22 protein-coding genes are annotated in these 23,440 nt (G+C 52.7%); 9 read left to right on the plus strand and 13 right to left on the minus strand.

Annotated elements, in window-relative coordinates; genetic code table 11:
- Window positions 1-79: 79 nt before the first annotated feature.
- Window positions 80-3,586: a DNA polymerase III subunit alpha gene (gene dnaE / locus ABD892_RS26720; RefSeq protein WP_345199441.1), complete on the plus strand. Its 3,507-nt coding sequence runs from the start codon at window positions 80-82 to the stop codon at window positions 3,584-3,586.
- A gap of 41 nt (window positions 3,587-3,627) precedes the next feature.
- Here the strand turns inward: dnaE and ABD892_RS26725 are convergent, their stop codons facing one another.
- Window positions 3,628-4,449 (minus strand): tetratricopeptide repeat protein, encoded by an 822-nt coding sequence (locus tag ABD892_RS26725; protein ID WP_345199442.1) that lies wholly within the window; start codon window positions 4,447-4,449, stop codon window positions 3,628-3,630.
- Window positions 4,450-4,920: 471 nt separating this feature from the next.
- Between ABD892_RS26725 and ABD892_RS26730 the strand changes: the two genes are divergently transcribed.
- The gene (locus tag ABD892_RS26730) at window positions 4,921-5,283 is read left to right on the plus strand and encodes a PilZ domain-containing protein (protein ID WP_211825604.1); all 363 of its coding nucleotides are present in this window, start codon (window positions 4,921-4,923) and stop codon (window positions 5,281-5,283) included.
- A 109-nt stretch (window positions 5,284-5,392) separates the two neighbouring features.
- Complete coding sequence (sbcB, locus tag ABD892_RS26735) at window positions 5,393-6,841, plus strand: exodeoxyribonuclease I (protein WP_345199444.1); 1,449 nt, start codon at window positions 5,393-5,395, stop codon at window positions 6,839-6,841.
- 19 nt (window positions 6,842-6,860) lie between these two features.
- Here the strand turns inward: sbcB and ABD892_RS26740 are convergent, their stop codons facing one another.
- Together ABD892_RS26740 and ABD892_RS26745 are read right to left on the minus strand one after the other, a co-directional pair.
- Window positions 6,861-7,250, minus strand: coding sequence for a response regulator transcription factor (locus ABD892_RS26740; RefSeq protein ID WP_345199446.1), 390 nt, complete (start codon window positions 7,248-7,250; stop codon window positions 6,861-6,863).
- A gap of 397 nt (window positions 7,251-7,647) precedes the next feature.
- Window positions 7,648-8,292, minus strand: a complete 645-nt coding sequence (locus ABD892_RS26745) for a response regulator transcription factor (protein WP_211825598.1) — start codon at window positions 8,290-8,292, stop codon at window positions 7,648-7,650.
- Between the two features lie 808 nt (window positions 8,293-9,100).
- Between ABD892_RS26745 and ABD892_RS26750 the strand changes: the two genes are divergently transcribed.
- Window positions 9,101-9,856: a hypothetical protein gene (locus tag ABD892_RS26750; protein WP_345199449.1), complete on the plus strand. Its 756-nt coding sequence runs from the start codon at window positions 9,101-9,103 to the stop codon at window positions 9,854-9,856.
- Between the two features lie 69 nt (window positions 9,857-9,925).
- Here the strand turns inward: ABD892_RS26750 and aspA are convergent, their stop codons facing one another.
- A complete protein-coding gene (aspA, locus tag ABD892_RS26755; protein ID WP_345199451.1) occupies window positions 9,926-11,368 on the minus strand; it encodes an aspartate ammonia-lyase in 1,443 nt (480 codons plus the stop codon).
- Between the two features lie 341 nt (window positions 11,369-11,709).
- On the opposite strand from aspA, the gene ABD892_RS26760 reads away from it, so the two are divergent.
- The 4 genes from ABD892_RS26760 (at window position 11,710) to ABD892_RS26775 (ending at window position 16,213) form a co-directional block, all read left to right on the plus strand.
- On the plus strand, window positions 11,710-12,042 hold the full coding sequence (locus ABD892_RS26760; protein ID WP_486330437.1) for a hypothetical protein: 333 nt from the start codon (window positions 11,710-11,712) through the stop codon (window positions 12,040-12,042).
- A gap of 14 nt (window positions 12,043-12,056) precedes the next feature.
- Window positions 12,057-13,832, plus strand: coding sequence for a C2 family cysteine protease (locus ABD892_RS26765; protein ID WP_345199455.1), 1,776 nt, complete (start codon window positions 12,057-12,059; stop codon window positions 13,830-13,832).
- 437 nt (window positions 13,833-14,269) lie between these two features.
- Window positions 14,270-15,031, plus strand: coding sequence for an acyl-CoA dehydratase activase (locus ABD892_RS26770; protein WP_345199457.1), 762 nt, complete (start codon window positions 14,270-14,272; stop codon window positions 15,029-15,031).
- 18 nt (window positions 15,032-15,049) lie between these two features.
- Window positions 15,050-16,213, plus strand: coding sequence for a double-cubane-cluster-containing anaerobic reductase (locus ABD892_RS26775; RefSeq protein ID WP_345199459.1), 1,164 nt, complete (start codon window positions 15,050-15,052; stop codon window positions 16,211-16,213).
- Window positions 16,214-16,279: 66 nt separating this feature from the next.
- Here the strand turns inward: ABD892_RS26775 and ABD892_RS26780 are convergent, their stop codons facing one another.
- From ABD892_RS26780 to yedF, 3 genes are read right to left on the minus strand one after another with little or no spacing between them, the layout of a single operon-like run.
- A complete protein-coding gene (locus ABD892_RS26780) occupies window positions 16,280-16,492 on the minus strand; it encodes a putative Se/S carrier protein (RefSeq protein WP_345199461.1) in 213 nt (70 codons plus the stop codon).
- Window positions 16,489-17,622, minus strand: coding sequence for an aminotransferase class V-fold PLP-dependent enzyme (locus tag ABD892_RS26785; protein ID WP_345199464.1), 1,134 nt, complete (start codon window positions 17,620-17,622; stop codon window positions 16,489-16,491). Before ABD892_RS26785 ends, ABD892_RS26780 begins: the two co-directional genes overlap by 4 nt.
- Complete coding sequence (yedF, locus tag ABD892_RS26790; RefSeq protein WP_345199466.1) at window positions 17,619-17,969, minus strand: sulfurtransferase-like selenium metabolism protein YedF; 351 nt, start codon at window positions 17,967-17,969, stop codon at window positions 17,619-17,621. Before yedF ends, ABD892_RS26785 begins: the two co-directional genes overlap by 4 nt.
- A 215-nt stretch (window positions 17,970-18,184) precedes the next feature.
- Between yedF and ABD892_RS26795 the strand changes: the two genes are divergently transcribed.
- Window positions 18,185-18,787, plus strand: coding sequence for a Yip1 family protein (locus ABD892_RS26795; protein WP_345199468.1), 603 nt, complete (start codon window positions 18,185-18,187; stop codon window positions 18,785-18,787).
- Here the strand turns inward: ABD892_RS26795 and sctU are convergent.
- The 6 genes from sctU to ABD892_RS26825 are packed head-to-tail and all read right to left on the minus strand — an operon-like array spanning window position 18,784 to window position 23,408.
- Window positions 18,784-19,854, minus strand: coding sequence for a type III secretion system export apparatus subunit SctU (gene sctU / locus ABD892_RS26800; protein ID WP_345199471.1), 1,071 nt, complete (start codon window positions 19,852-19,854; stop codon window positions 18,784-18,786). The two genes, ABD892_RS26795 and sctU, sit on opposite strands and share 4 nt — an antisense overlap.
- Window positions 19,851-20,645: a type III secretion system export apparatus subunit SctT gene (gene sctT, locus ABD892_RS26805; protein WP_345199474.1), complete on the minus strand. Its 795-nt coding sequence runs from the start codon at window positions 20,643-20,645 to the stop codon at window positions 19,851-19,853. The genes sctU and sctT overlap by 4 nt, the downstream gene beginning before the upstream one ends.
- Window positions 20,645-20,911 (minus strand): type III secretion system export apparatus subunit SctS, encoded by a 267-nt coding sequence (sctS, locus tag ABD892_RS26810; RefSeq protein ID WP_345199477.1) that lies wholly within the window; start codon window positions 20,909-20,911, stop codon window positions 20,645-20,647. Before sctS ends, sctT begins: the two co-directional genes overlap by 1 nt.
- An 18-nt stretch (window positions 20,912-20,929) precedes the next feature.
- Window positions 20,930-21,580, minus strand: coding sequence for a type III secretion system export apparatus subunit SctR (gene sctR, locus ABD892_RS26815; RefSeq protein WP_345199479.1), 651 nt, complete (start codon window positions 21,578-21,580; stop codon window positions 20,930-20,932).
- Window positions 21,581-21,606: 26 nt separating this feature from the next.
- Window positions 21,607-22,659: a type III secretion system cytoplasmic ring protein SctQ gene (gene sctQ, locus ABD892_RS26820; RefSeq protein ID WP_345199481.1), complete on the minus strand. Its 1,053-nt coding sequence runs from the start codon at window positions 22,657-22,659 to the stop codon at window positions 21,607-21,609.
- Between the two features lie 8 nt (window positions 22,660-22,667).
- Window positions 22,668-23,408, minus strand: coding sequence for a type III secretion HpaP family protein (locus ABD892_RS26825; protein ID WP_345199483.1), 741 nt, complete (start codon window positions 23,406-23,408; stop codon window positions 22,668-22,670).
- Window positions 23,409-23,440 lie beyond the last annotated feature (32 nt).

The following is a 23,440-nucleotide window of genomic DNA, read 5'->3' on the forward strand; positions in this document are numbered from 1 at the left end:
AGTCGACGGCGGTGTCATTCACCCCGGTCGGCTGATAGACTAACCTGATTCTGTTCTTCATCCCCCGGGCCTGTGTTTCATGACAACCCAGTTTGTTCATCTTCGTCTGCACTCTGAATTTTCCCTGGTTGATGGCCTTATCCGGATTAAATCCCTGATTGGTGCCGTGGCTGATCGAGGCATGGCGGCTGTAGCGGTGACGGATCAGTCCAACATGTGCTCGCTGGTTCGCTTCTATCAGTCAGCCCAGGGTACTGGCATCAAACCAATTTGTGGCTGTGATGTCTGGCTGGAAAACAGTGATCCCACGGAACCACCCACCCATCTTATCCTGCTATGTATGAATGAGCAGGGCTACCGTAACCTGATGGAGCTGGTAGCGATGAGCTTCCAGACCAACCAGCATCAGGGTAAGGCGCTGGTCAAACGACAGTGGGTCTTTGAGAAATCTGAGGGATTGATTGCGCTTTCCGGAGCGAGTCAGGGTGAGATTGGACAGAAGCTGCTGGCAGGGCATCCTGATGACGCTGAAAACCTGCTTAAAGAATGGCAGGCGGCTTTTGGTGATCGCTTTTATCTTGAATTGCAGCGCACAGGGCGTCCCGGCGATGAGAGTTACCTGCATGCGGCGGTTGAGCTGGCCTCCCATTGCCAGTGCGCGGTAGTGGCTACCAATGATGTAATGTTTATGGATCGGGACGATTTCGATGCCCACGAAGCCCGGTTCTGCATTGGTGAGAGTCGGGTGCTGGATGATCCTCGGCGTCCCCGCCCATACAGCGAAGAACAGTATTTCAAAACACCAGAAGAAATGATTGAGCTCTTTTCCGATATTCCCGAAGCTATTGCGAATACGGTTGAGATTGCCAAACGCTGCAGCGTTCATGTGCCTCTGGGAACTTACCATCTTCCGGAATACCCCATCCCGGAAGGGAAGACCATGGATGAGTTTTTCCGGGAATTCTCCGCCCAGGGCCTGGAAGAACGGCTGGAGATTATTCTCGACAAGAATGATCCGGAGTATGAAGCCAAACGGAAGGTTTACTACGATCGCCTGAATTTCGAGCTGGACATTATCCTGCAGATGGGGTTCCCCGGTTATTTCCTGATCGTTATGGACTTTATCCAGTGGTCCAAGAATAACGGGATTCCGGTAGGGCCTGGGCGGGGTTCCGGTGCCGGCTCGCTGGTGGCCTATGCTCAGAAAATCACCGATCTTGATCCGCTCGAATACGACCTGCTGTTCGAACGATTTCTGAATCCTGAACGGGTTTCCATGCCTGACTTTGACGTCGACTTCTGCATGGATAACCGCGACAAGGTCATTGACTATGTGTCACGGACTTACGGTCGTGATGCGGTCTCCCAGATCATTACCTTCGGTACCATGGCGGCCAAGGCGGTGGTCAAGGATGTCGCCCGGGTGCAGGGCAAGTCCTATGGCATGGCTGATCGCCTGTCCAAGCTGATTCCCTTTGAAGTCGGCATGACGCTAAAAAAAGCGTATGACCAGGAAGAAGGGCTGCGGGAATTCCTTGAACATGATGAGGATGCCCAGGAAGTCTGGGAAATGGCGCTCAAGCTCGAAGGCATTACCCGAAATGTGGGTAAGCATGCCGGTGGTGTTGTTATTGCGCCAACCAAGCTGACAGACTTTTCCCCGCTGTATTGTGATGAAAGCGGCCATGGTCTGGTTACACAGTACGACAAGAATGATGTTGAAACAGCCGGATTGGTTAAATTCGACTTTCTTGGGTTGCGGACGCTGACGATCGTTGACTGGGCGCTGAAAATGATCAATCCGCGCCTGGAGAAGCAGGGGCAGCCTCCCGTCGATATCATGCAGATCGACCTGGAAGATAATGCCTCATACACCCTGTTGAAGAAGGCAGAAACGACGGCAGTCTTCCAGCTTGAATCGAGGGGTATGAAAGACCTCATCAAACGCCTTCAGCCAGACTGCTTCGAAGATATCATCGCTTTGGTTGCACTATTCCGCCCCGGACCCTTGCAGTCCGGCATGGTGGACAACTTCATTAACCGAAAGCATGGTCGTGAAGAGTTGTCCTACCCGGATGCCCAGTATCAGCACGAATGGCTCAAGCCGATCCTGCAACCGACCTACGGCATTATCCTCTACCAGGAACAGGTCATGCAGATTGCCCAGGAGCTGGCAGGCTATACCCTGGGTGGTGCGGATATGCTGCGCCGGGCCATGGGTAAGAAAAAACCGGAGGAGATGGCCAAGCAGCGCTCTGTGTTTGAAGAGGGCGCCAAGGGCAAGGGTGTCGATCCCGAGCTGGCCATGAAGATATTCGACCTGGTGGAAAAGTTTGCCGGTTATGGCTTTAACAAGTCGCACTCTGCCGCCTATGCGCTGGTTTCTTACCAGACCCTCTGGTTAAAAACCCATTACCCTGCGGAATTCATGGCGGCGGTAATGTCGTCGGATATGCAGAATACCGACAAAGTGGTCACCTTCATTGAAGAGTGCAGGAATATGGACCTAAATGTCCTGCCGCCTAATGTGAACAGCGGTAGCTACATGTTTGGTGTTAACGACGACGGTCATATTGTTTACGGGCTTGGTGCCATCAAAGGTGTTGGTGAGGGTCCGATTGCGGCCATCGTGGAAGCAAGAAAGCAGGGTGGGCCGTTTAAAGATATTTTTGATTTCTGTCAGCGTATCGATAGCAAGAAAGTCAACAAGCGTTGTCTTGAAGCGTTAATCCGTTCAGGTGCGCTGGATATGCAAGGGCCGTATCCTGGCAAGAAAAAACAGCTCAATCTCAATCGGGCAGTCTTGGATGCGAGCATGGAAGAAGCAGTTAAGGCTGCTGAACAGTCAGCCCGGAGTCTCGACAGTGGTCTCGGTGATTTGTTCGGTGGGTTGGTGCCGGAAGAAGATACTGACGCTTATGGTAACTATGGTCGCGTCAGAGAGTGGGCCGACAAAGAACGCTTGCGCGGTGAAAAGGATACCCTGGGCTTGTACCTGACGGGCCATCCGATTGATGAATATGAGAAAGAAATACGACACTTTGTTCGTAACCGGGTTGTGGATCTTCAGCCCGGCAGGGATAAGGTGAATATTGCCGGTCTTATCGTTGCGCTGCGTGTCATGAAGAACAAGCGCGGCGATAAGATGGGCTTTATTACCTTGGATGATCGTAGTGGGCGGATTGAAGTCTCGGTCTTTGCCGATACTTTCAACAAGTTCCAACATTTGCTGACCAAAGACACGCTCATAGTTGTCGAGGCTGAGGTCAGTTTTGATGATTACTCGGGGGCGTTGAAAGCGGTCGCGAGAAACGTGCTCAGCCTTGTAGATGCGCGATCGCACTATGCTAATGAGCTAGAGATTGTGCTGGATTATGCCAGCTGCACTACCGGCTTCGAGCGTCGTCTTCAGCAGTTGTTTAGTGATCATTCCGGTCAGACGCCGATTAGTGTGCAGTATGAAGGTTCTGATGCACGGGCTAGAGTGCGGCTGGGTGATCAGTGGCAGGTGAGTCCCAGTGATGAACTGGTGCAAATGCTGAAAGATCAATTCGGCAAGGATCAGGTCAGCGTCATTTATAACTAATAAAACTCCGGGCAATGTAGTCAGCATTGCCCGGAGTTTTATTAGTTTCCCTGTTGGTTCAGAAGAATATCCAGGTGCTGGTCAGCGATTTTTTGGTAGCTGGTGCCGGAAAATTCCCGCGAAACCTTCCTGAATGCTGCCAGTGTCTGCTCGCGTTTTTCGGCATTCTGGGGTTGGCTGTTGTAGATAAGGGCAATCTGAAGCAGGGCGTCTGCTCTGAGCGATGTGGGCATGCCCCGTTCCCGGTAAACCAGCGTGTACAACTCAATCACCTCTGGGGTTCTGTTTTTGACAACCGCTCGCTTTGACAGTGAATTCATGGCTTGATCCAGCTTCGCGTAGCGTGGATCCGGAACCCGTTTAATTTGCTCCCAATCTGCCAGTTTTTCGTCAGGGGTGAATTTCACCGGGTTATCAATAAGGTGTTCCACTTCAATGATTTTTGCCCGCGCATAATCCGCAGCCCGGGTTTCCGGAAATTCATTCACAATGCGGTAAAGATAATTGAGGGAAAGCGGGTAATTACGTTCCCGGTTATAACTGCTTTTGTAAATGAGGGCGATCTGATAAAGAGCGATGGCTTTTATTTGGTTGCTGAAGCCAATGTGCGTGTAACCATTGAGATAGGTTTTCTCTGCCTCGGCGGACTGGCCATTAATAATGGCGTCAACGGAATAGGTAAACAGGTCCCCCTCTTCATCAACGATGGCCTGGGCAACCTTTAATCGCTGGTCTTCATGACGTGCCAGTTCCCGGGTGCCGACATTGGCAACAAAGAGCGGCGTGCTGGGAGCGCATCCGGGCAGGCTGGTAACAGTGAGTAGGACTAAAACTAGGCCAGACAGGATTCTCCCGTGACGCATTTTCGACACTCCATAACCATTGTCTTATTGTTGTTGTGCGGTTTTCTGCGTCGAAAGCATACCATGAAACGCCTGGTGATAAATCCCGCAGCAAAAAGGGTGACAGAAAAACGACACTGCGTTTATAGCCTTAATGAATGGATTCTCTTTTATAGCCATTCATGATTGCTTGTCAGTTAAAGGAATTAAGTTGTCGTACATCTAGTAAAAAGCGGTTTAAACGCTGGGTAGTGGCAGGGCTACTATTTCTATGACGGCAATGGTTTTTACCCGTGTTTTTTTAAAGGTAATGAATCAGGCTGTTAACCGGTCTGGCCGGTTGGTAAGAACGTCATGCTGCAGTCGATACTCTTTTCTTGTTTGAGCTACCGGGGGGTAGTGGGGGATGAGAACAGGGATCACAGAAAACCTCGATGCGCAGTGATGTCATTGAGGTGCAGTATTCTGCTGGGTCTTGATGGAAGTACAGGCATGGCAAGGAAGGCTATCAGTGAGAATAGTCACCGGATATGCAGTGAGCGTCTAGCCGAGTATCTGGTGGTGTATAACCGCTGTAATGACATGCAGATCGGGTATATCGGCAATATCAGCCGTAATGGCCTGATGCTGATTACGCCCTGGATGATGGAGCTGGGTGGCGTGTATTCCATGCGTATTCAGCTGCCGGAACCACTGGGAGGGTATACGGTCATCGACTTTGATGCCCGTTGTCAGTGGTGTCACAGGGATATCACTCCGGATTGTTATGATTCCGGTTACACGATCATTGAGCGTAGTGAAGGCTTTGAGCAGTTGGTCAAGGCATTGCAGTTCTACTTCTCCTTTCAAACCTGATGCAGGCAGTCTCGCATCAGGTTTTTTTCCTCTTTCCCTTAAAGTGACTAACGAGTGGGCACGTCAGCTGTTACTCTGTGAGCAGTTCTAGACTCAAAGGGAAGTTTCGGTGACGCAGACTTTTTACTGGTATGACTATGAGACGTTTGGTACGGATCCGGCGCGTGACTGGCCAGCCCAATTCGCCGGTATTCGTACCGATGCGGATTTCAATGAAATCGGAGAGCCGCTGGAATTGTTTGCCCGGCTGCCTGATGACCAGTTGCCTAATCCGGAAGCCTGTCTGGTCACGGGGCTGACCCCGCAGCGGGTCAATGAGCGGGGCATCTGTGAAGCCGATTTCATTGCCCGTATCAACCAGGAATTCAGTCAGCCCAATACCTGCGTACTGGGGTATAACACGCTGCGTTTCGATGATGAGGTGACACGCTACAGTCTCTACCGTAATTTCATGGATCCTTATGCGCGCGAGTGGCAGAACGGTTGCAGTCGCTGGGATCTGATTGATGTGGTCAGGTTGTGTGCGGCTTTGCGCCCGGAAGGTATTCAATGGCCAAGGCGTGAAGATGGCGCTGTCAGTTTTCGGCTTGAGGAGTTGACGGTGGCTAATGGGATCAGTCATGCGGATGCTCATGATGCTGTGTCCGATGTGCGGGCGACCATCGCCATAGCCCGCCTGCTGAGGGAAAAACAGGAAAAGCTGTTTAATTATGCGCTGTTTAATCGTCAGAAATACCAGGTGGCAAAGCTGCTGGATATTCATGCTCAAAAACCGGTTGTTCATATTTCCGGACGCTATTCATCCGCAAGACATTGTCTGGGCATTGTTGTGCCGATTGCTGCGCATCCGACCAACAAGAATGGTGTCGTTGTTTATGATTTGAGTGTTGATCCGACGCCTTTCATGGAATTGACTGCTGACGAAATCAGGCATCGTCTCTATACCGCGACGGATCTACTCGATGAGGAGGGGCTCACTCGTATTCCCTTGAAAACAGTGCACCTTAACAAAGCGCCAGTCGTGGTTCCATGGAATGTCTTACGTGACGCGGACAAGCAGCGTCTCTCTATTGATCAGGCTGGTTGTGAGTTGCATCATCAGCGACTGTTTTCAGATCAAAGCCGGTTTAATGCCTTTGTGGCAAAAGTGGGTCAGGTATTATCCGGGCATTCGTTTGAACCGCATACCGATCCTGATCACATGCTCTATAGCGGTGGGTTCTTTAATCCGGCTGACCGTGAGCGGATTCAACAGGTACGGATGACACCGCCCGATCAGTTAGGTGCGTTGCACTTGTCTTTTTCTGATGCGCGGCTCGATGACATGCTGTTTCGTTACCGTGCCCGGAACTGGCCTGAGACGCTGGGTGACGATGAAGCATCCGAGTGGCAGGCATTCCGCCGTCAGCGACTGTTGGATAGCAAAGGTGGGGGAAGCCTCACACTTGAGGCGTTCTATGCGCGAATTGATACGTTGATGGCGGATGTCGATGAGACGAAAAAAGCGGTACTTTCCGAACTGAAAACCTATGCTGATGAGCTTCAGTCCGGACTTTAGCGTTTTGAGTTAGACGCAATTATTCTGTGTAAGTTCCGTCAGTGGCAAGCATGTTGAAATGCTCGACCAGTCGACCCGAATATACCGGCTTCTCAATGTAGTCCAGAGCGCCTGCACGAATGGATTCCACGGCGCTGCTGACATTGCTGTGTTCTCCGAGCACGATAACGGGCAGTGAAGGCTCGCGTTGCTGAATCTCGGCCAGCAGGTCTGTCACGAGCATATCACTCACCTGGTAGGCGGTAATCAGGAAGGCAGGTTGATTCTCATCCAGCTGTGCAATCAATTGCTGTGCGCAGGTGAAATGCTGCATCTTGAGCTGTCGAGATGTGCATAGACTGTTCACCGTATCCCTGACAGCGGTGTCTTCATCCAGAAGGTAAACAGTGTTCCGTTTCGCAGTACGCATAGCTGACCCTGTCTTATCAGATACAGAGGCCGCCTTCGTCCATCAGGCATTTTATGCAGGAATGGAGCGATCGGGGGCAGCCAGGTGGTTCTTGATCTCTTTGGCTGGTGTACGCTGGTTTCAGATGATCTGCACCAGCCTGATAATCATAGGATTGAGGTGTCAGGGCAGCCATTGTTGCTTTTACCCAGCCCCCTGTGAGTAACACCTACGGTTGCGTGTGCGGTCGACAGCTTGTGTGTGAAAGGCGGATATATACGACAGTTAACAAGTTGTTTTTATCGCCGTGAGTAGGCTGTTGGCGAATGCCGGCTTCGTTATTTGGCTTTGGGATGGGGGCAATGGGATATCACTGTTGAGTGGTTATCCCATTGTTGTGTGTGAATTCAGTGGCGGATCACTTGAATTTGAATTCATCCTTGAGGTGTTCTTTCACCTGCATCACCTGACGCACCAGGTGTGCGAGGGATTTGGTGCCCATCTTTTCCATCACGCGGGATCGGTGGATTTCGACGGTGCGTTGGCTCAGATTGATGTCAGCCGCGATCACCTTGTTAGCCTTGCCTTCAACAACGTGGTGCAGAACTTCGCGCTCTCTTTCTGTCAGGGTGGACAGACGACGCAGAATTTCCTTGTGCTCCAGCAGTTCGGCGCGCTGCTGGGCATCCAGTTTCAGGGCATCGTTGATATAGTCGAGCAGCTCCTGGTCGCGGAAAGGCTTCTGAATGAAGTTCATCGCGCCATCCTTGATCGCCTGTACTGCCATCGGTACATCACCGTGGCCAGTGATGAAAATGATCGGCAGGATGCAGTGCATGTCGTTCAGCTTGCTCTGCAGCTCCAGTCCGCTCATGCCCGGCATGCGGATATCCAGCACGATACAGCCGGGATGGTTTTCATCGTAGGCTTCCAGAAACTCGGCCGGTGACGCGAAAACCTGGACTTTCTGGCCAACGGAATTCATCAGCATCTTGAGCGAATCCCGAACCGCTTCATCATCGTCAATGATAAATACTGTGGGCTCTTGTTGTTGCTGTTGCATGATTACTCCACTATTGCTAACAGGCTTGAATGATATATCGAATAACTTGCAGGGAGCGTGACTTTGTTCAGCATGCACGTTGTAACATCTTCGTGATACCGATAAACCAGACTGAAGCTTGCAGGCAACGTCCTGAGTGGAATTTCACGTCACCAGTAACTACATAATGATGTCGGTGGGATAAAGCGCTTGGTTGGGTAATGGTGTGCATCAACCGGTAACCGATCCATGCTTCTCTGCGGATGTGTAGCGTACAGCGAAGGGTGCACTTGCAACCACCTTGATCCCGGAAACACTATGTATAGCTACTTATAGTCCCTACCTTTCGAATCAGCAAACAGACCCACCCTTCGGTGAATGGTTTGCAAAACGTGTTTTCATTACCAGGCCAGTGCGGCAGTGATACTGGGATGATTCGTCCGGAATCAAAAGCTCTTGCCGGTCAACTGGTCAATGAGTATAGCTGTACATCCTATGGATATCAGCAGTGTGATACACAGTGTAATGATTTCACTCTGAGTCAGCCTGTTACGCATTGATATATCCCTTACAGGTAATATTTTGCGGTAGAACACGCCAAAACTGTCCTGATTCCACTAACCGGTTAGGTTATTGCCTTGGGTCAATTTGAATTAGTCGTATAAATACCTGAGGTTGTACGGCGAGTGCTTATGTCTGGGTAGGGTGAGCCCGCGTACTGCCTGAGAAAAACCGCCACCGTTATGGTCTGCGAGCGGTTGTCATGGCTGCGAAATGTGTGAAATACTGCACACCAGACAATAAAAACAATAAGCTGAAGGGCTCTATCATGCGACACTCCTGTTCTGCAGTCCTGTTTGTTTTCCTGTTGTTTTCCTCCAGCCTGAAGGCTGTTCCCTTGTCTGCGGACCAGAAAGAACAGGTTTATCGCGCGCAACTGGATATTTACCGGGCGGCAACCCACTTCCATCTCTATACCCTACTTGAGGGTGACCGACAGACTCGGGAACAGCTGGATATTGTTGTTAATCAACTACAGGGGAATCCGCTGTTTACTGAAACGCCAGAAGATCAGGATGCATCCTTTGAAGCCGTACTGTCCCGTTACATTACTCTGATTCAGTCCAATGAAATTGCCTCAGAGGGCTACACATCGGTCTATACAATCAATGATATGGAGTCTGCCCAGACTGAATTGCTGGAAATGCTGGAAAAGCTGGCAGCCAGTGAAGAGAGTGATCATGCGCTCAAGCTGGCGTTGTTAAAAAGTGCCGTTCAGATGGAAAAGATCAGTACGCGTTATACCCGCCTGGCCGCACACTGGAATGGACGAACCGGCATATTACCTTATCCGGAAGGCGATACCGTGGATATCCATGCCCAGCGTTTGACAGAACAGCTGGATACGCTGCTGAGCCGGAATGATCTTTCCGTATCTCTGTCGGAAAGACTGTCAAAAGTCGAGAAAAAGTGGCGATTCATTGCGCCTAAGCTGATGGATTACCAAAATCAGACCGTGCCTTATCTGGTGAGTCGGTACAGTGAATCGATTGTTGGGCAGTTGATGCAGGCTGCAGGTGAGTAAAAAGACGTTTGTCGTGTTTATTGAAAAAAAACCGGTTTCCATAGAAACCGGTTTTTTTGTGTTTATCGATTAGTTTGCTTTCCGCATTCTCGCCGTCATATCAATCGGAGCGATCATGTTTTCAGGTTTGAGCAGTTCCATCAGTTCTTCGTTGTCCATCAGGCCTTCTTCCAGTACCAGATCCACAACCCGCTTGCCGGTCAGCAGTGCAGTCTTGGCGATACGGGTGGAGTTCTCGTAGCCCAGATAAGGGTTGAGCGCTGTCACAATGCCGATGCTGTTATCAATATAGGCGCGGCAGACGTCAACGTTAGCCGTGATGCCTTTAATGCATTTTTCAGACAGCATGGTCATGGCGTTGGTCAGGTCCTGAATGGATTGCAGGATCTTGTAGACAATGACTGGCTCCATCACGTTCAGCTGCAGCTGGCCGGCTTCGGCAGCCATGCTGACGGTCAGGTCGTTACCGATGACATGGAATGCCACTTGGTTGACCGCTTCCGGAATCACCGGATTCACCTTGCCAGGCATGATGGAAGAACCGGGCTGCATTTCCGGCAGGTTGATTTCATTGAAACCACACTTGGGACCGGACGACAACAGACGCAGGTCGTTGCAGATCTTGGACAGCTTGATGGCCAGACGCTTCAGCGCGCCAGACAGGATGACAAAGGCACCCATGTCAGAGGTGGCTTCCACCAGGTCGGTGGCCAGGATCATCGGGTGACCGCAGATGTCAGACAGATGTTTGACGGCCAGCGGCGCATAGCGGCTGTCGGCGGTAATGCCGGTGCCGATGGCGGTGCCGCCCAGGTTAATTTCCTTGAGCAGGTCGATCATGCTCTGGATCCGGTCGATATCTTCACCAATGGTGGTGGCGAAGGCTCGGAACTCCTGGCCCAGGGACATGGGAACGGCATCCTGCAGCTGGGTACGGCCCATCTTCAGGATATCCTTGAATTCTTCTGACTTGACGTCAAACGCGGCTTTCAGCTGCTTGGCGGCGACCACCAGCTGCTTGTGCTTGAGCACCATGCCCAGGCGAACCGCAGTCGGGTAAACATCGTTAGTCGACTGCGCCATGTTGACGTGGGTGTTCGGGTGCAGGTACTGGTATTCCGCCCGCTTGTGGCCCATCAGCTCCAGTGCACGGTTGGCAATCACCTCGTTGGCGTTCATGTTGGTGGAGGTGCCGGCGCCGCCCTGGATCATGTCTACCGGGAAGTGCTCATGGTGCTTGCCGTCGATGATTTCATCACAGGCCATACAGATGGCGTCCGCCTGCTCGTCGGAGAGTTGACCGAGGTCGTGGTTAGCCATCGCGCAGGCTTTCTTGACCATGGCCAGCGCCTTGATCAGGTTGGGGTAATGGCTGATCGGCACACCGGTGATGTTGAAGTTCTCCATGGCGCGCTGGGTCTGCACGCCCCAGTAGGCTTCTAGGGGAACCTGCTTGTCGCCCAGCAGGTCGTGTTCAATACGGTATGCGCCGGAGAGGTGAATCTGTGTCATGCAATGGCTACCTGATGCCAGGACTGTGAGAAATCAGCGGTTATGCACTATGGACTCAGACATCGTCGAGGGCCGAAGAGTTCCAGTGACAGCCCATACCGCCTTATGAAAGGGCGATAGTCTCTTGTCGGGTGGGGTTTACCACAATAGGCAGAACTACCTATGAAGTGTGCGAATGACTGGTCGTGCGTGGTGCTGTGTCTATGATATGTACGATATTCGTTGTCATTGCAGGTATGGGAATAGGGTATTTGGCTCGCTGCTATAGTTAAAAAGTAAGTGATTTCAAGGCTCTGTTGGATTTCTACGGCGGATATCGGGACAGGCACAGGACGGCCAGCATGCGGTTACAGAATGAAAAACCGGACGATCAAGCCCTGGATGAGGCATTGAGTCAGCTGGCCACATTGCACCAACAGCTGATGGCTGAGCTGCCGGAGGCCTATCTTGAAGCCATTGAGGCATTGCCTGCAGACCAGTTTACTCCCGAGGCGCTGTCTCAGATCGCCTGTACTTTCACTGCAGGTCTGGATGATATGGAGCGAGACAAGCTGGATGCCTTGAATCAGGCGTTGGCTGAGCAAGGGGAACAGCTCATTTCGGCGCTGAACGCCATGGCTCAGGCACGCTCTCCCAAGCGCTCCACCGGACGTAACCGCAAGCGGTTTATCTGAGACGAGAGAAGACAATGGATGGTATTAACTCACCCCGGCGAATCCCTTCTCAGGCGCCTGTCCAGGAAAAGCCCCAATCCTCACAACCGGAACCCCAGACAGGCAGTACGGAAAAGCCGGCCAGTAAATCCGCCTGGGCGAACACCGAAGGCTGGTTTGAGGCGACTCTTGGGCGTAAGAAAGGGGGCGTTCGACAAGCGGGGCAGTTGCTGGAAATTATCAGGAGCGCCACGCTGGTGGCAGGCAGCCTGACGGGAAAGGTACCGGCTATCGCTGGAAAGGCGCTGGATGACATCAGTGTTGGCAGTGTGTCACCCGATACCCGTCCGGAGGCTTTATTGCAATCAACGGCGACTAAAGCTGAGCCAGACTCTCCGCTGCCGCCTTCAACACCCAGAAAGCCAGCCACCCCGACCACTGAAGCATTGGCCCAGTTACTGGATAATGCGGAAAAAACGCTGTCCACTCTAGACAAGAAAACAGCCACATTAACCAGGGTGGTGAAGCAACTACAGGGCGAGTATGACCGCCTGACAACCCCCAAGCCCCAGTGGCGGGATCCGTTTCAGGGGCAGCGCCTGGAAGCGGCAGATCGCTATCAGGCGGATTCGGTGGTCAAACCGAAACTGGAAAAGGCCCAGCAATTACTGGCAGACCACAGCCGGTCCGCCAGGGCTGAAAAAAAAGCCACCATTCGCCAGATTCAGCGGGATTTGACCCATGGCATGGAAGCAACGGCACTGAATCTCAACGCGGACACCTTCAGCCGGGAACTGGCAGGTAAGTACAAGCAGGCCACACTGAATGTCTGGAATCGGGTCAGTGATCTGCTCAATGGATTGGGAGGTCAGGCCAACAAGCCCCTTGAGGCCGCCTTTGCCAATCTGTATGACAAATATGAAGCACTGGATGAGGCAGGCATCACCCGTGATGAGAGTAGCGGTGTGGCCGATGATGACGGCGATAAGCGAGGCTGGATGCACCAGACCCGTAAAGAGGTTTTTGGCGAAAAGGGGCCGACACACGAGGCGGTACGCCAGGGGATGATTGGCGACTGTTTCTTTCTCGGGCAACTGGCCGGGGTGGCCCAGGAAGATCCGGATTTGATCCGCTCCGGGATTCGGGAGCGTACGCATCCTGTGACGGGCGACACCATTGCCCACCAGTTTGAAGTCCGTTTCTTTGAGCAGGATAAGGAAGGCAAAGTGGTTGAGGTCTGGGTGCCGGTGGATTCGCTCAATATTCTGGATAAAAACGGTGAGCCAATGTTTGCCGATACCCCGGACATGGATCGGGACGGCCGGGAAGAGATCTGGGTGCAGCTGTATGAGAAAGCCTATGCCGCGTACCGTTCCGATACCAAAGAACTGGTGGATGGCCTGTTGGAAATCGACCAGGGCGGCGGAGGTCATGAAGCGTACTTTTCCCTGACCGGGAAAACGGCGACGCCCAAGGATGTGACACGGTTGTCAGATGCCGAGCTGGTGGCAACACTGGCCAAGACAAACCCGGATCCTCCCCATGGTCAGCCGGTCATGATTGGCAGCAAGGGACGCAGTGACCGGCAGGAAATTGCGCAGGGGATTCCCGGCAATCACGCCTTCCAGGTGCTTCAGGTCAGGATGGAGCAGGACAGCGGCGAGTATACAGTTATGATCCGCAATCCTTGGGGTCATACGGAGCCCGGCCAACCCGCCAACCAGGGAGATGGCATCTTTGAAATCAGTCTGGATGCATTCCGTGAGCTGTTCTTTGTGGTGATTGATCCGGACAAGCCGATCCAGTCCTGACTGGATGTTTTATTGATCTGAATTAGGGAAATAAAACCTTACTGTTGATAGGGTTTGCCCACATTGCGACTATTGAACTCGCTAAAAGGAATACCCCTGTGTTGTTACCTGTCACTACCATCCGGCCCTGTGCGCTGGACGCTGTTCTGTGCAACATCGCTTTCCCTTTACACAACATTTCCTGTCAGCCATCCCGCTTATCTATAGGGTCATTGCTAACCGGTATTCCCGATCAGGCGTCCGGCTAACGACACGGAATACTGTTGCTCTCGTGGCAAGACTGACCGATTCATACCGGTAACCGACACAAGACTCTGATCATACCTGTGACCTGACCGCGTCATGCTGTCGGGAGAGGGTTGTTGTGTCTGTTATCTGTGTAACACCGATCCAGGATTATTGCCGCCTTTTATTGTGTTTTTGATGGACGACAGACCATGCACGCCATCGGTATTGATATTGGTTCGACCGCCGCCAAGGTGGCGGTATTACATCGGGATGCGCTCCAGCACCATTTTGTCATTCCCACCGGATGGAGCAGCGCGGAAACGGCGCAGGTTATTCTCCAGAAACTATTGGAACAGGGACTCAGTCCGGATAGCGCTTACATCATCGCCACGGGTTATGGTCGTGTATCAGTGCCCTATGCCCACAAGACCATCACAGAAATAACCTGTCACGGCCGGGGCGCTGCGTTTTTTACCGATCGAAACTGTACCATTGTGGATATTGGCGGTCAGGACACCAAGGTCATTTCCATGGAAGGTGGCCGGGTGGTCAACTTCACCATGAACGACAAGTGTTCTGCCGGTACCGGCAAGTTCATTGAGGTCATGGCCAATACACTGGGTGTCACCATTGACGATCTGACGACGCTGGCCGCAGCCGGTTCCGGCATCACGATTACTTCCATGTGCACGGTCTTTGCGGAATCTGAAGTCACCAGCCTGATTGGGCGGGGCGAAAAGAAAGAAAACATTGCCTTTGGCATTGTCGATTCGGTCGTCAACAAAGTCCGCTCTCTCTGCATCAAGCACGGGCGTGATGAACAGTACCTTCTCACCGGCGGCTTGAGCAGTAACTCCTACCTGCTCCACAGCCTGGAAAGCACATTGCAGGCAAACGTGACATCAAGCCCCCTCGGTCGTTACGCCGGGGCGATTGGTGCCGCCATGCTGGCGCAGGAACGTATTCACTGAAACCAACGGATGATAACCATGGAAAAAATTGCTGTATCCACGTTGCCGGAAAAGTTTGATGAGTTTGGTGAAGCCCGCAGAAACGGTTTTCTGGCCGTTAAGGAATTCAAGGATCGGGGGGAGAAGGTGGTTGGCACTTTCTGTACCTTTACCCCGAAAGAAGTCATTTATGCGGCGGGTGCACATCCCGTGTCGCTTTGTTCCGTCAGTGAGGAAACCATTCCGGATGCAGAAAAACATCTGCCCCGAAACCTCTGTCCACTGATCAAAGCCAGTTACGGCTTTGCGCTGACTGACCGTTGTCCCTACATGTATTTTGCGGACATGATCGTTGGCGAAACCACCTGCGACGGTAAAAAGAAAATGTACGAGTTACTGGGTGAAATCAAGGATACCTGGGTCATGCAGCTGCCCCAGACCCAGGAAAAGACCGACGCCCGGACGCTCTGGAAAACAGAGGTCGGAAAACTGATCGAGAAGCTGGAACAGAAGTTTGACACGGTGATCAAACAGGAAGATCTGGCAGCGGCCATCAGGTCGTGTAACGAAGACCGCCGTGTACTGAAAGCTTTCCACAAGCTTGGGCGATACAAGCCTTCGGTGATAACCGGGTTCGATCTGTTTACGGTACTCAATGGTGCCAGTTACACCTTTGACAGGGAAAACATGAAGGCCAATGTCCGGCAAATGATTGCGGATGTTGAAGCACGTTATGCAGAGGGTAAATGGGTTGCTCCCGAGCATACTCCACGCATATTGATTACCGGCTGTCCGATTGGCGGTGTAGCCAACAAGGTGATCAAGGCGATCGAAGAGGCCGGTGCTGTAGTGGTGGCGCTGGAGAATTGCCAGGGGTATAAGGAGCTTCATGAAGAAGTGGCAGAAGACATTGATCCGGTCGAGGCTATTGCCAATAAATACCTGAATATCCCCTGTTCCGTGATGACGCCGAATAAAGGTCGGGAAACATTACTGAAAGAGATGATTGATGACTATCAGGTCGATGCTGTCGTTGATGTGGTGCTGCAGGCCTGCCACACCTATAACATCGAAAGCTACGCTATTCGGAAAATCGTTACCGGCGAAAAACAGATTCCGTTTATGACCCTGGAAACCAATTATTCCGAGTCTGACACAGGTCAGATCAAAACCCGCATGGAAGCCTTTGTAGAGATGTTATAAGGGCACTTATCTATGGCATCAGCCTGTGCATTTATTTCTGTGGAAACCATGCACAGGCTTTTTGTTTTATCCCGCAATACTCGCCAGTTTTGCTGGTACTGTCAGGCTGGTGGGTATGCTGTCACTGCCATAATCGGTCAGCTCCAGACACATACCGCATTCCGAAGAAATGGCCCGTGGAACGGGCATCACACGACAGGCTACCGCAGCCGTTTTGAGCTGAGCCTCGGCCTGAATAACGGCGCGGGTATTTTCAAACAGAAGAAACTGACGCTTCATTGTCCTTTTGCCACTTTGGTTAATGCATCCAGCAGATAGTCAAAATCGCTGTTGGAATGGTACGGAGAAAGAGAGAACCGGCAGGTGCCATCCGGGACTGTGCCCAGGTGTCGATGTGCCAAGGGTGCGCAATGCAGACCGGCGCGGGTTTCAATGCCAAAACCTTCATCCAAACGCCATGAGAGTTCTGAACTGGCCAGCGTTCTGTGGGTCAGAGAAAAGAGGCTGCCCTGATTGTTGAAGTCTTCAGCAGCGTGTAGCTGGAATCCTTCAATCGCTCGGATGGCTGCCAGCAATGCTTCAAGATCATCACGATGGTGTGATGCTTCTGGTGGATGAGACAGCGCGGCCTCCAGACCAAAGATACCGGCTACATTCGGGGTGCCCGCTTCAAACCGGTCAGGCAGGAATTCCGGCATATCGAGGTGTTCACTGTTGCTACCGGTTCCTCCCAGAAGAAGAGGCTCCAGGGTATGGGGATGACGTGCCCAGAAACCACCGGTACCGGTGGGGCCAAGCAATCCCTTGTGACCGGTAAAAATCACATAATCCAGTCCCCAGGCCTCTACCTTGAAGGGGATCTTGCCCAGAGACTGGGAAGCATCAACCAGCAGTGGCGCATCACCAATAGCCTGTCGTATGGCGGACAATGGCTGGGTGACACCGTTGACATTGCTCTGGTGGTTGACCACGACCAGACGGGTGTCGTCAGGTATGTTGATATTTGTCACATCAATCAGGCCGTCGGAGAAGGCCGGAAGCGTCTCTATCTGGATGTTGCCCGCAAGCCGTAGCGCCTCGAGCGGACGCGCAATGGCATTGTGCTCCATCGGGGAAATCAGTACCCGTCCACCGGTCAGATCCATACCACGAATCACGGTATTGGCGGCCTGGGTGGCGTTGGCGGTAAAACAGAGATGACTGGCGTCTTGTATGCCAAGAATGCCGGCCAGCGTATCGCGACACTGTTCCACTACCCGTGCCACCGTACAGCAGCGCTGATTCGCAGAACGACCATAGCTGCCCCCGACTTCCGTCAGGTAGCGGGTGACGGCTTCGGCCACCTGGGTCGGTTTGGGAAAGCTGGTGGCACTGTTATCAAAATAGGTCAGGGGTTGGGTCACGTTCATGGATAGATCACATGGCCAGTGCTGGACAGGGTCTCGGAGATGGCATACATATTCGAGATGGTGCCAGCAGCCAGCCGTTGCTTGAGATCAAAGAACTCGACACAGGTGCCGCATAACAGCAGCTCAACGCCCTGTTCTTCCAGTACCTGCAGCGCGGGTGCGGTATCACCGTCTTCTGCTGCGAGCAAAACGCCGGCGTTGTAAAACACAAGAGCCGCAGGCTTGTTGTCGTTTTCAACCAGAGTATTGATATAGGCCTTGATCAGCAGCCCCCCGAGTTGATCGTCACCGGAACCCATCTTGTCGCTCTTGAAAGCGACAACGAAGTGCTGTTTGTCTGTGTTCATACTGTGATCCTCTCCAGAAAGTCTGTCCGGGATGGGTCAGGTCGACGGTTAGTCATACCTGTCTGCCAGAGTATTCAGAAAAAGCAGCATTCCTTGTATCCGTGATACCCCGTTTGTTGGGTGTAGAGGGTGAACAGATCAAGAAACATATCCTGTGCATGGCATCAGTAGTGTGTTGATCCACTGGTCTATAATGCCGGAGGAGGTGTAAGACAATGCTTAATCATGTAATGGGCATGTTCTACCATCCGCATAAGGAATGGGATGCCATAGATCATGAAATTGATCGTCGTGAGCGTTTTTATCTCTCCCACCTGTTTGTTCTTGCGGCCATTCCCGGCTTTTGCTCTTATCTGGGGGCAACCTATGTCGGCTGGTCACCGCTGGGTCTTGATCCTGTCAGGCTGACGCCGTTGAGCGCGCTGTTAATGAGCGCCTTGTCATACGTGGCGATTGTCGGTGCGATTGTCTTCATGGGATTGTTCATTCACTGGATGGCGCGAACCTATGGCTGTCATCCGTCCCGTGGGCGTTGCATTATTTTTGCGGCCTATACGGCAACACCACTCTATCTGACGGGGTTACTGGCTCTGTTTCCTTCGGTCTCCCTGAGCCTGTTCGGGATCTTGATGGGCGTCAGTTATGCCGTCTATCTGCTGTTCATCGGAATCCCCCATGTCATGCATATTCCGTTTGAGCGAGGGTTCCTGTTTGCCAGTGCGGTTGTTTGTGTCGGGCTGGTGGTGCTGGTGTCCATGAAAGTGATTTCAGCACTGTTCTGGGAGGTGGGTTTCGGGCCGGTCTTTATGGATGGTTAGGCGTCGCCGTTATCGCCCTGTTGTTGTTTCAATTGCTGTACCCAGCGAAAGACTTCAGCGACAGGGCCTATCAGGTCGGAAGGAATAAAGGCGCCAATTTCCGTCTGGCTGAACAGCGCACGAGCCAGTGCCACATTCTCCATGACCGGGATGTTGTTCTGCTCCGCCACCTTTAGAATAAACGCGGCCTGACCCCGCTTGCCCATGGAGGTAACGACGGGTAGAGGGGTTTTCTCCCGATCGTAATATAAACCAACGGCAATGTGGGTTGGGTTTTTGATAACAACGTCTGACTTTTTGACACCTTCGTCGGAGTTGATGATCTCCTGATGAATCTCTTTCCGCTTTTGCTTGATTTCCGGATTACCATCCATCTCTTTGTATTCTTTCTTGACCTCATCCTTGGTCATTCGCTGTTCTTTGGTGAAATTCCATTTTTCAAACATGAAGTCAGCAATGGAAATGACAATAAACGCGATGATCGAGAAGATCATCAGTTTTTTCAGCAGAGCAGCCAGTACCGGCAGGATGCAGCGTGAGCCACACCAGGGCATGTTGACCATGTCGGGTAAGCTGTTCTTGATCACGTAATAAACGACAAACGACAGAAACACAATCTTGATGATGGATTTGAGCAATTCCACCAGGTTTTTGATCGAAAAGATTTTCTTGGCACCCTGTACCGGGTCGATTTTCTTGATATCCGGTTTGATCGATTCAAAGGCGATCAGGAAACCAAACTGCATGACATTGCCGAGGATGGCTGCAAATGCGGCGACGGCCACCAGTGGCGCCAGCATCATGAGCATTTTATGCAGCAGCCCCTCGGCCACGAGCCGGAACGCTTCCTTGAACTCCAGGTTGTAGAACTCTGCCGGGTACAGCAGGATTTCCTGGAACATCACCAGGTACCAGTCACTCAGAGCCCACAATGTAGCGACCACCAGCAGGATAGTTGCGGTGGAAGCGACTTCCTTGCTTTTGGCCACCTGGCCTTTTTGTCGGGCATCGCGGAGTTTTTTGGGGGTGGGTTGTTCTGTCTTTTCACTGCTGCTCTGGCCGCTCATACCATCAATTCTCCAAGCCGTGTGAACAGCCAGGGAATTTTGGCGGCATGCTCTTTGCCCAGTGTCATGATGGTGGTGATGCAGACGACCAGTATGGCCAGTGCCACAGCACTCTTGATCGGCATTGCCAGGATGAACACGTTAAGCTGTGGTGCTGAACGGCTGATGAGGGCGACGCCGAACTCGGCAATGAACATGCTGATGATTGCCGGTGCGGCGAGCCATACGGCCAGGGTGATGATCTGGTCAAACTGACCCAGGAAGAAAATCATGGCTGACTGGTTCAACACCGGATAAAAACTGAAGACTGGCCAGGCCTCATAGCTGTGGAAAATGCTGTTGAGCAATATCAGGAAGACGCCGCTGACCAGGTAAAGGGTAAAGAATGTCTGGCCGAACAGAATACCCATCGGTGAGGATTCTGAGCCGGTCATGGCGTTCATGCTGCTGGCCATGGAGGCGCCGCGCTGGTTATCAACGAAGAAACCGGCGGACTCCAGCGCCCAGAAGGGAATGGTTGCAATAAAGCCGATCAGCATGCCGATCAATACTTCCTTCATGATCAGGGCGAGCAGCATCCACATGCCCGGTGAGGTATCAGGCTGTTGTTGTGACACCAGGGGAAACAGAAAAATGGCAAGGCCGCCCACCACACCGTTACGGATCATCGCGCTGCCAAGGGATTTGGCGTTCAGCATGGGAACCACGGTGAAAATCGCCGTCATCCGGATCATCGTCATGGAATAGACGTAGAGGTATTCCTTGATCGTATCAATGATTTCCGGTGGCATCAGCGTATCTCGGGAATCTGGTTCATGACGGCCAGGGCAAAGTTGAAGATCTCAATCCCCACCCAGCGAGCAGTCAGGAAAATACTGATGACTACAGCTACCAGTTTGAAGGCGAAGGGCAACGTCTGTTCCTGAATCTGGGTCAGCGCCTGGATCAGACTGATCAGCAGTCCGATACCCGCCGCCGCAATAATGGGCGGCATGGACAGGATCAGCGTCAGCATCAGCGCTTCAGCGGTCAGGTTGAGTATGTCGGCATCGACCATGATGTGCTCCTGTCCCGGTCAGGCGTAACCCATGACCAACCCGTGAATCAGCTTGGTCCAGCCATCCAGCAGTACAAACAGCAGCAGTTTGAACGGCAGTGAGATGGTCATGGGCGAGACCATCATCATCCCCATGGCCAGCAGGATGTTGGAAACGATCAGGTCAATCACTATAAACGGCAGATATAGCAGAAAACCGATCTGGAAAGCCTTGGTCAGTTCGCTGATGGCAAAGGAGGGTACCAGTACCATGAGGCTGTCGGTGGCAATTTCTTCCTGGTAATCGGGTGGCCAGAGCGCCTTGGCGCTTCTCAGGAAAAAGGACCGTTCCCGTTCATTGGTGTTTTTGATCAGAAAGTTACGGTAGGGCTCAATGCCGTCTTCAAAGGCGCCCCGCCAGCTGTCGTCCTTCAGGCTGACTTCCCGATCCTTGAGAATCTCATAGGCTTCCATGCCCACCGGCGCCATGATGTAGACCGTCAGGATAATCGCCAGCGCATTCAACGCCATATTCGGCGGAATCTGTTGAAGACCGGTGGCGTTACGCAGAATACCGAATACCACCACCAGCTTGAGGAAGGAGGTGCCCAGAATCGCAATAAAAGGCACCAGCGACATCAGCGCCAGTGGCAGGATGAGGTAAAACGGCGTTGTAAGATTCAGGTCCATGCGTGCGAGTCCCCGGCGGTTGCTGTTTACAGCAGTCGAACGATCCGCGCGCCCAGCTGGTTATTGATCTGGACCAGCTCACATTCGGCGAAAGGCTTGCCGTTGGCTTTCACTGTGACCGGGCTGGACATATCCCGGTTCAGCTCAAACGTGAAGCCGGGCTGGAGCTGGCGGGCTTCGCCGAGGGTCAGTTCCTGCTGGCCGACATCGAACACCAACCGGACAGGGATGCCGTCGATATCCCGGGCACTGGCTGTCTGTGTGGGATGTGCCTGATGGCCATCATCAACCTGTTCGTCGAGATCTTCATCCAGGTCGTCATCGTATTCATCAAATTCATCACTCATGTGATTCTCCACGGTCTCTTCCAGAAGGACGCGGGTTCCGTCGATACGACCGAGAAACCCGTTCTGCGACGAAAGCCGCACAAACAGGTGTGTTTTGTCCTGGTAATAGCAATGGTCGAACAACAGGACATCGCCGGTGGCCAGCTGGCGCATCTGGGTATCGGCCAGCACGGTGTAGCCCACTTCCAGGGACAGAGGGCATACCAGCGTATCCGGCAGGTAGCCGCCGGCCTGCTGCTGGAGCAGGGCAAGCCACTGCCGGGTCTGGTTGTTGACGGTCATCAGGGCGCTGCTGTTCTGACTGTCGGTACTGATCATCAGCTCAATGCCCGTAGGCAGTTCTTCGGCCGGGTTGAAACGGCTGGCGTGAATCAGCTGGATGTCGGTTTGCAACAGGGAACGGAGGTCGCCCAGCAGTCGATCCGTGACCATGGACAGGGTGCCCACCAGCAGTTCTTCCGGCAGGCTCTCAGCGATATCGCCAAGCCGACTGTTACCCAGTGACACCTCATTGAAAAGGGAGCTGTTGAGGAAAATAAACGTGTCCATGCCATCAATGCTGGCGGTCAGCCGCAGGTTATAACGGCGGTTCAGCAGGAGCGGGCGCACGGCCACCATGCAGTTTTCAGACGCCAGCTGTGAACGGAGCGTCGGCGGCTGACCGCAGACCAGGTTGTTCAGCAGGGCCTGCTCATGACTGATTTCCGTGCAGATCAGGGGCTTGATGGCCATGATTCAGGTTACCCGTTATCCCCGGTATCATCGTCTTGCGATTCGTCCCCGGCGTACTGGTTACGGGAGCGTCCATCGCCGGACTGATCCGAGTCGCTGTCGTTTTGCAACTGGATGTTGACGGACACATTGTCGCCAAACTTACGGTTCAGGGTGTCGTTGAGGGCCTGCTCGCCCTTGCTGAGAAAATTGAATGAATCGGTGGAGGTGGTCATGAATTCAATCTTTATTTCGCCACCTTCGCGACGAAACATGACTTCAGTCCCTGGCAGGATGTTATTGTTCAGCTTGATGTTGACGGTTTTGACATCACCGGCGGTCTGCACCTGTATCCGTTCAACAATCTTCTCAATCTTGTCGATGGCATCCTGGGTGTTGGCACCCTGAACCTCAGCGGTTTTGGCAGCTGAGACATCGGCACCCTTGGCATGAACGGCCTGTGCACCCTGTTCCTGTTCCCGGTCTCCGTAGACAGAACGAAACAGGTCTTCAGGCGATTCGCTGTCGGTCTTTTTGGATTCCTGTTGTTTTTCGTCGCGCGGTGTTTCTTTTTTATCGGTGGGTAGCCTGTCGCCTTCTGGCAACTTGGCCTCTTTGGCACCTTTGGCCTTGTCACTCACCAGGGCTTTGCTGAAATCATCGGCATCTTTCTGGTCGGCATTGCCCCGGGGCTGCTCTTCAGCACCGGTTGCGGATTGTTGGTTGTTGGTTGGCCCTGTCGATGGCGTTGGTGTGCCGCTGATACTCATGTCTGCGTCCCTGCTGTGTCATCAGAACTGGT

The organism is Kistimonas scapharcae, from assembly GCF_039540975.1.
Classification (GTDB): Bacteria; Pseudomonadota; Gammaproteobacteria; order Pseudomonadales; family Endozoicomonadaceae; genus Kistimonas; species Kistimonas scapharcae.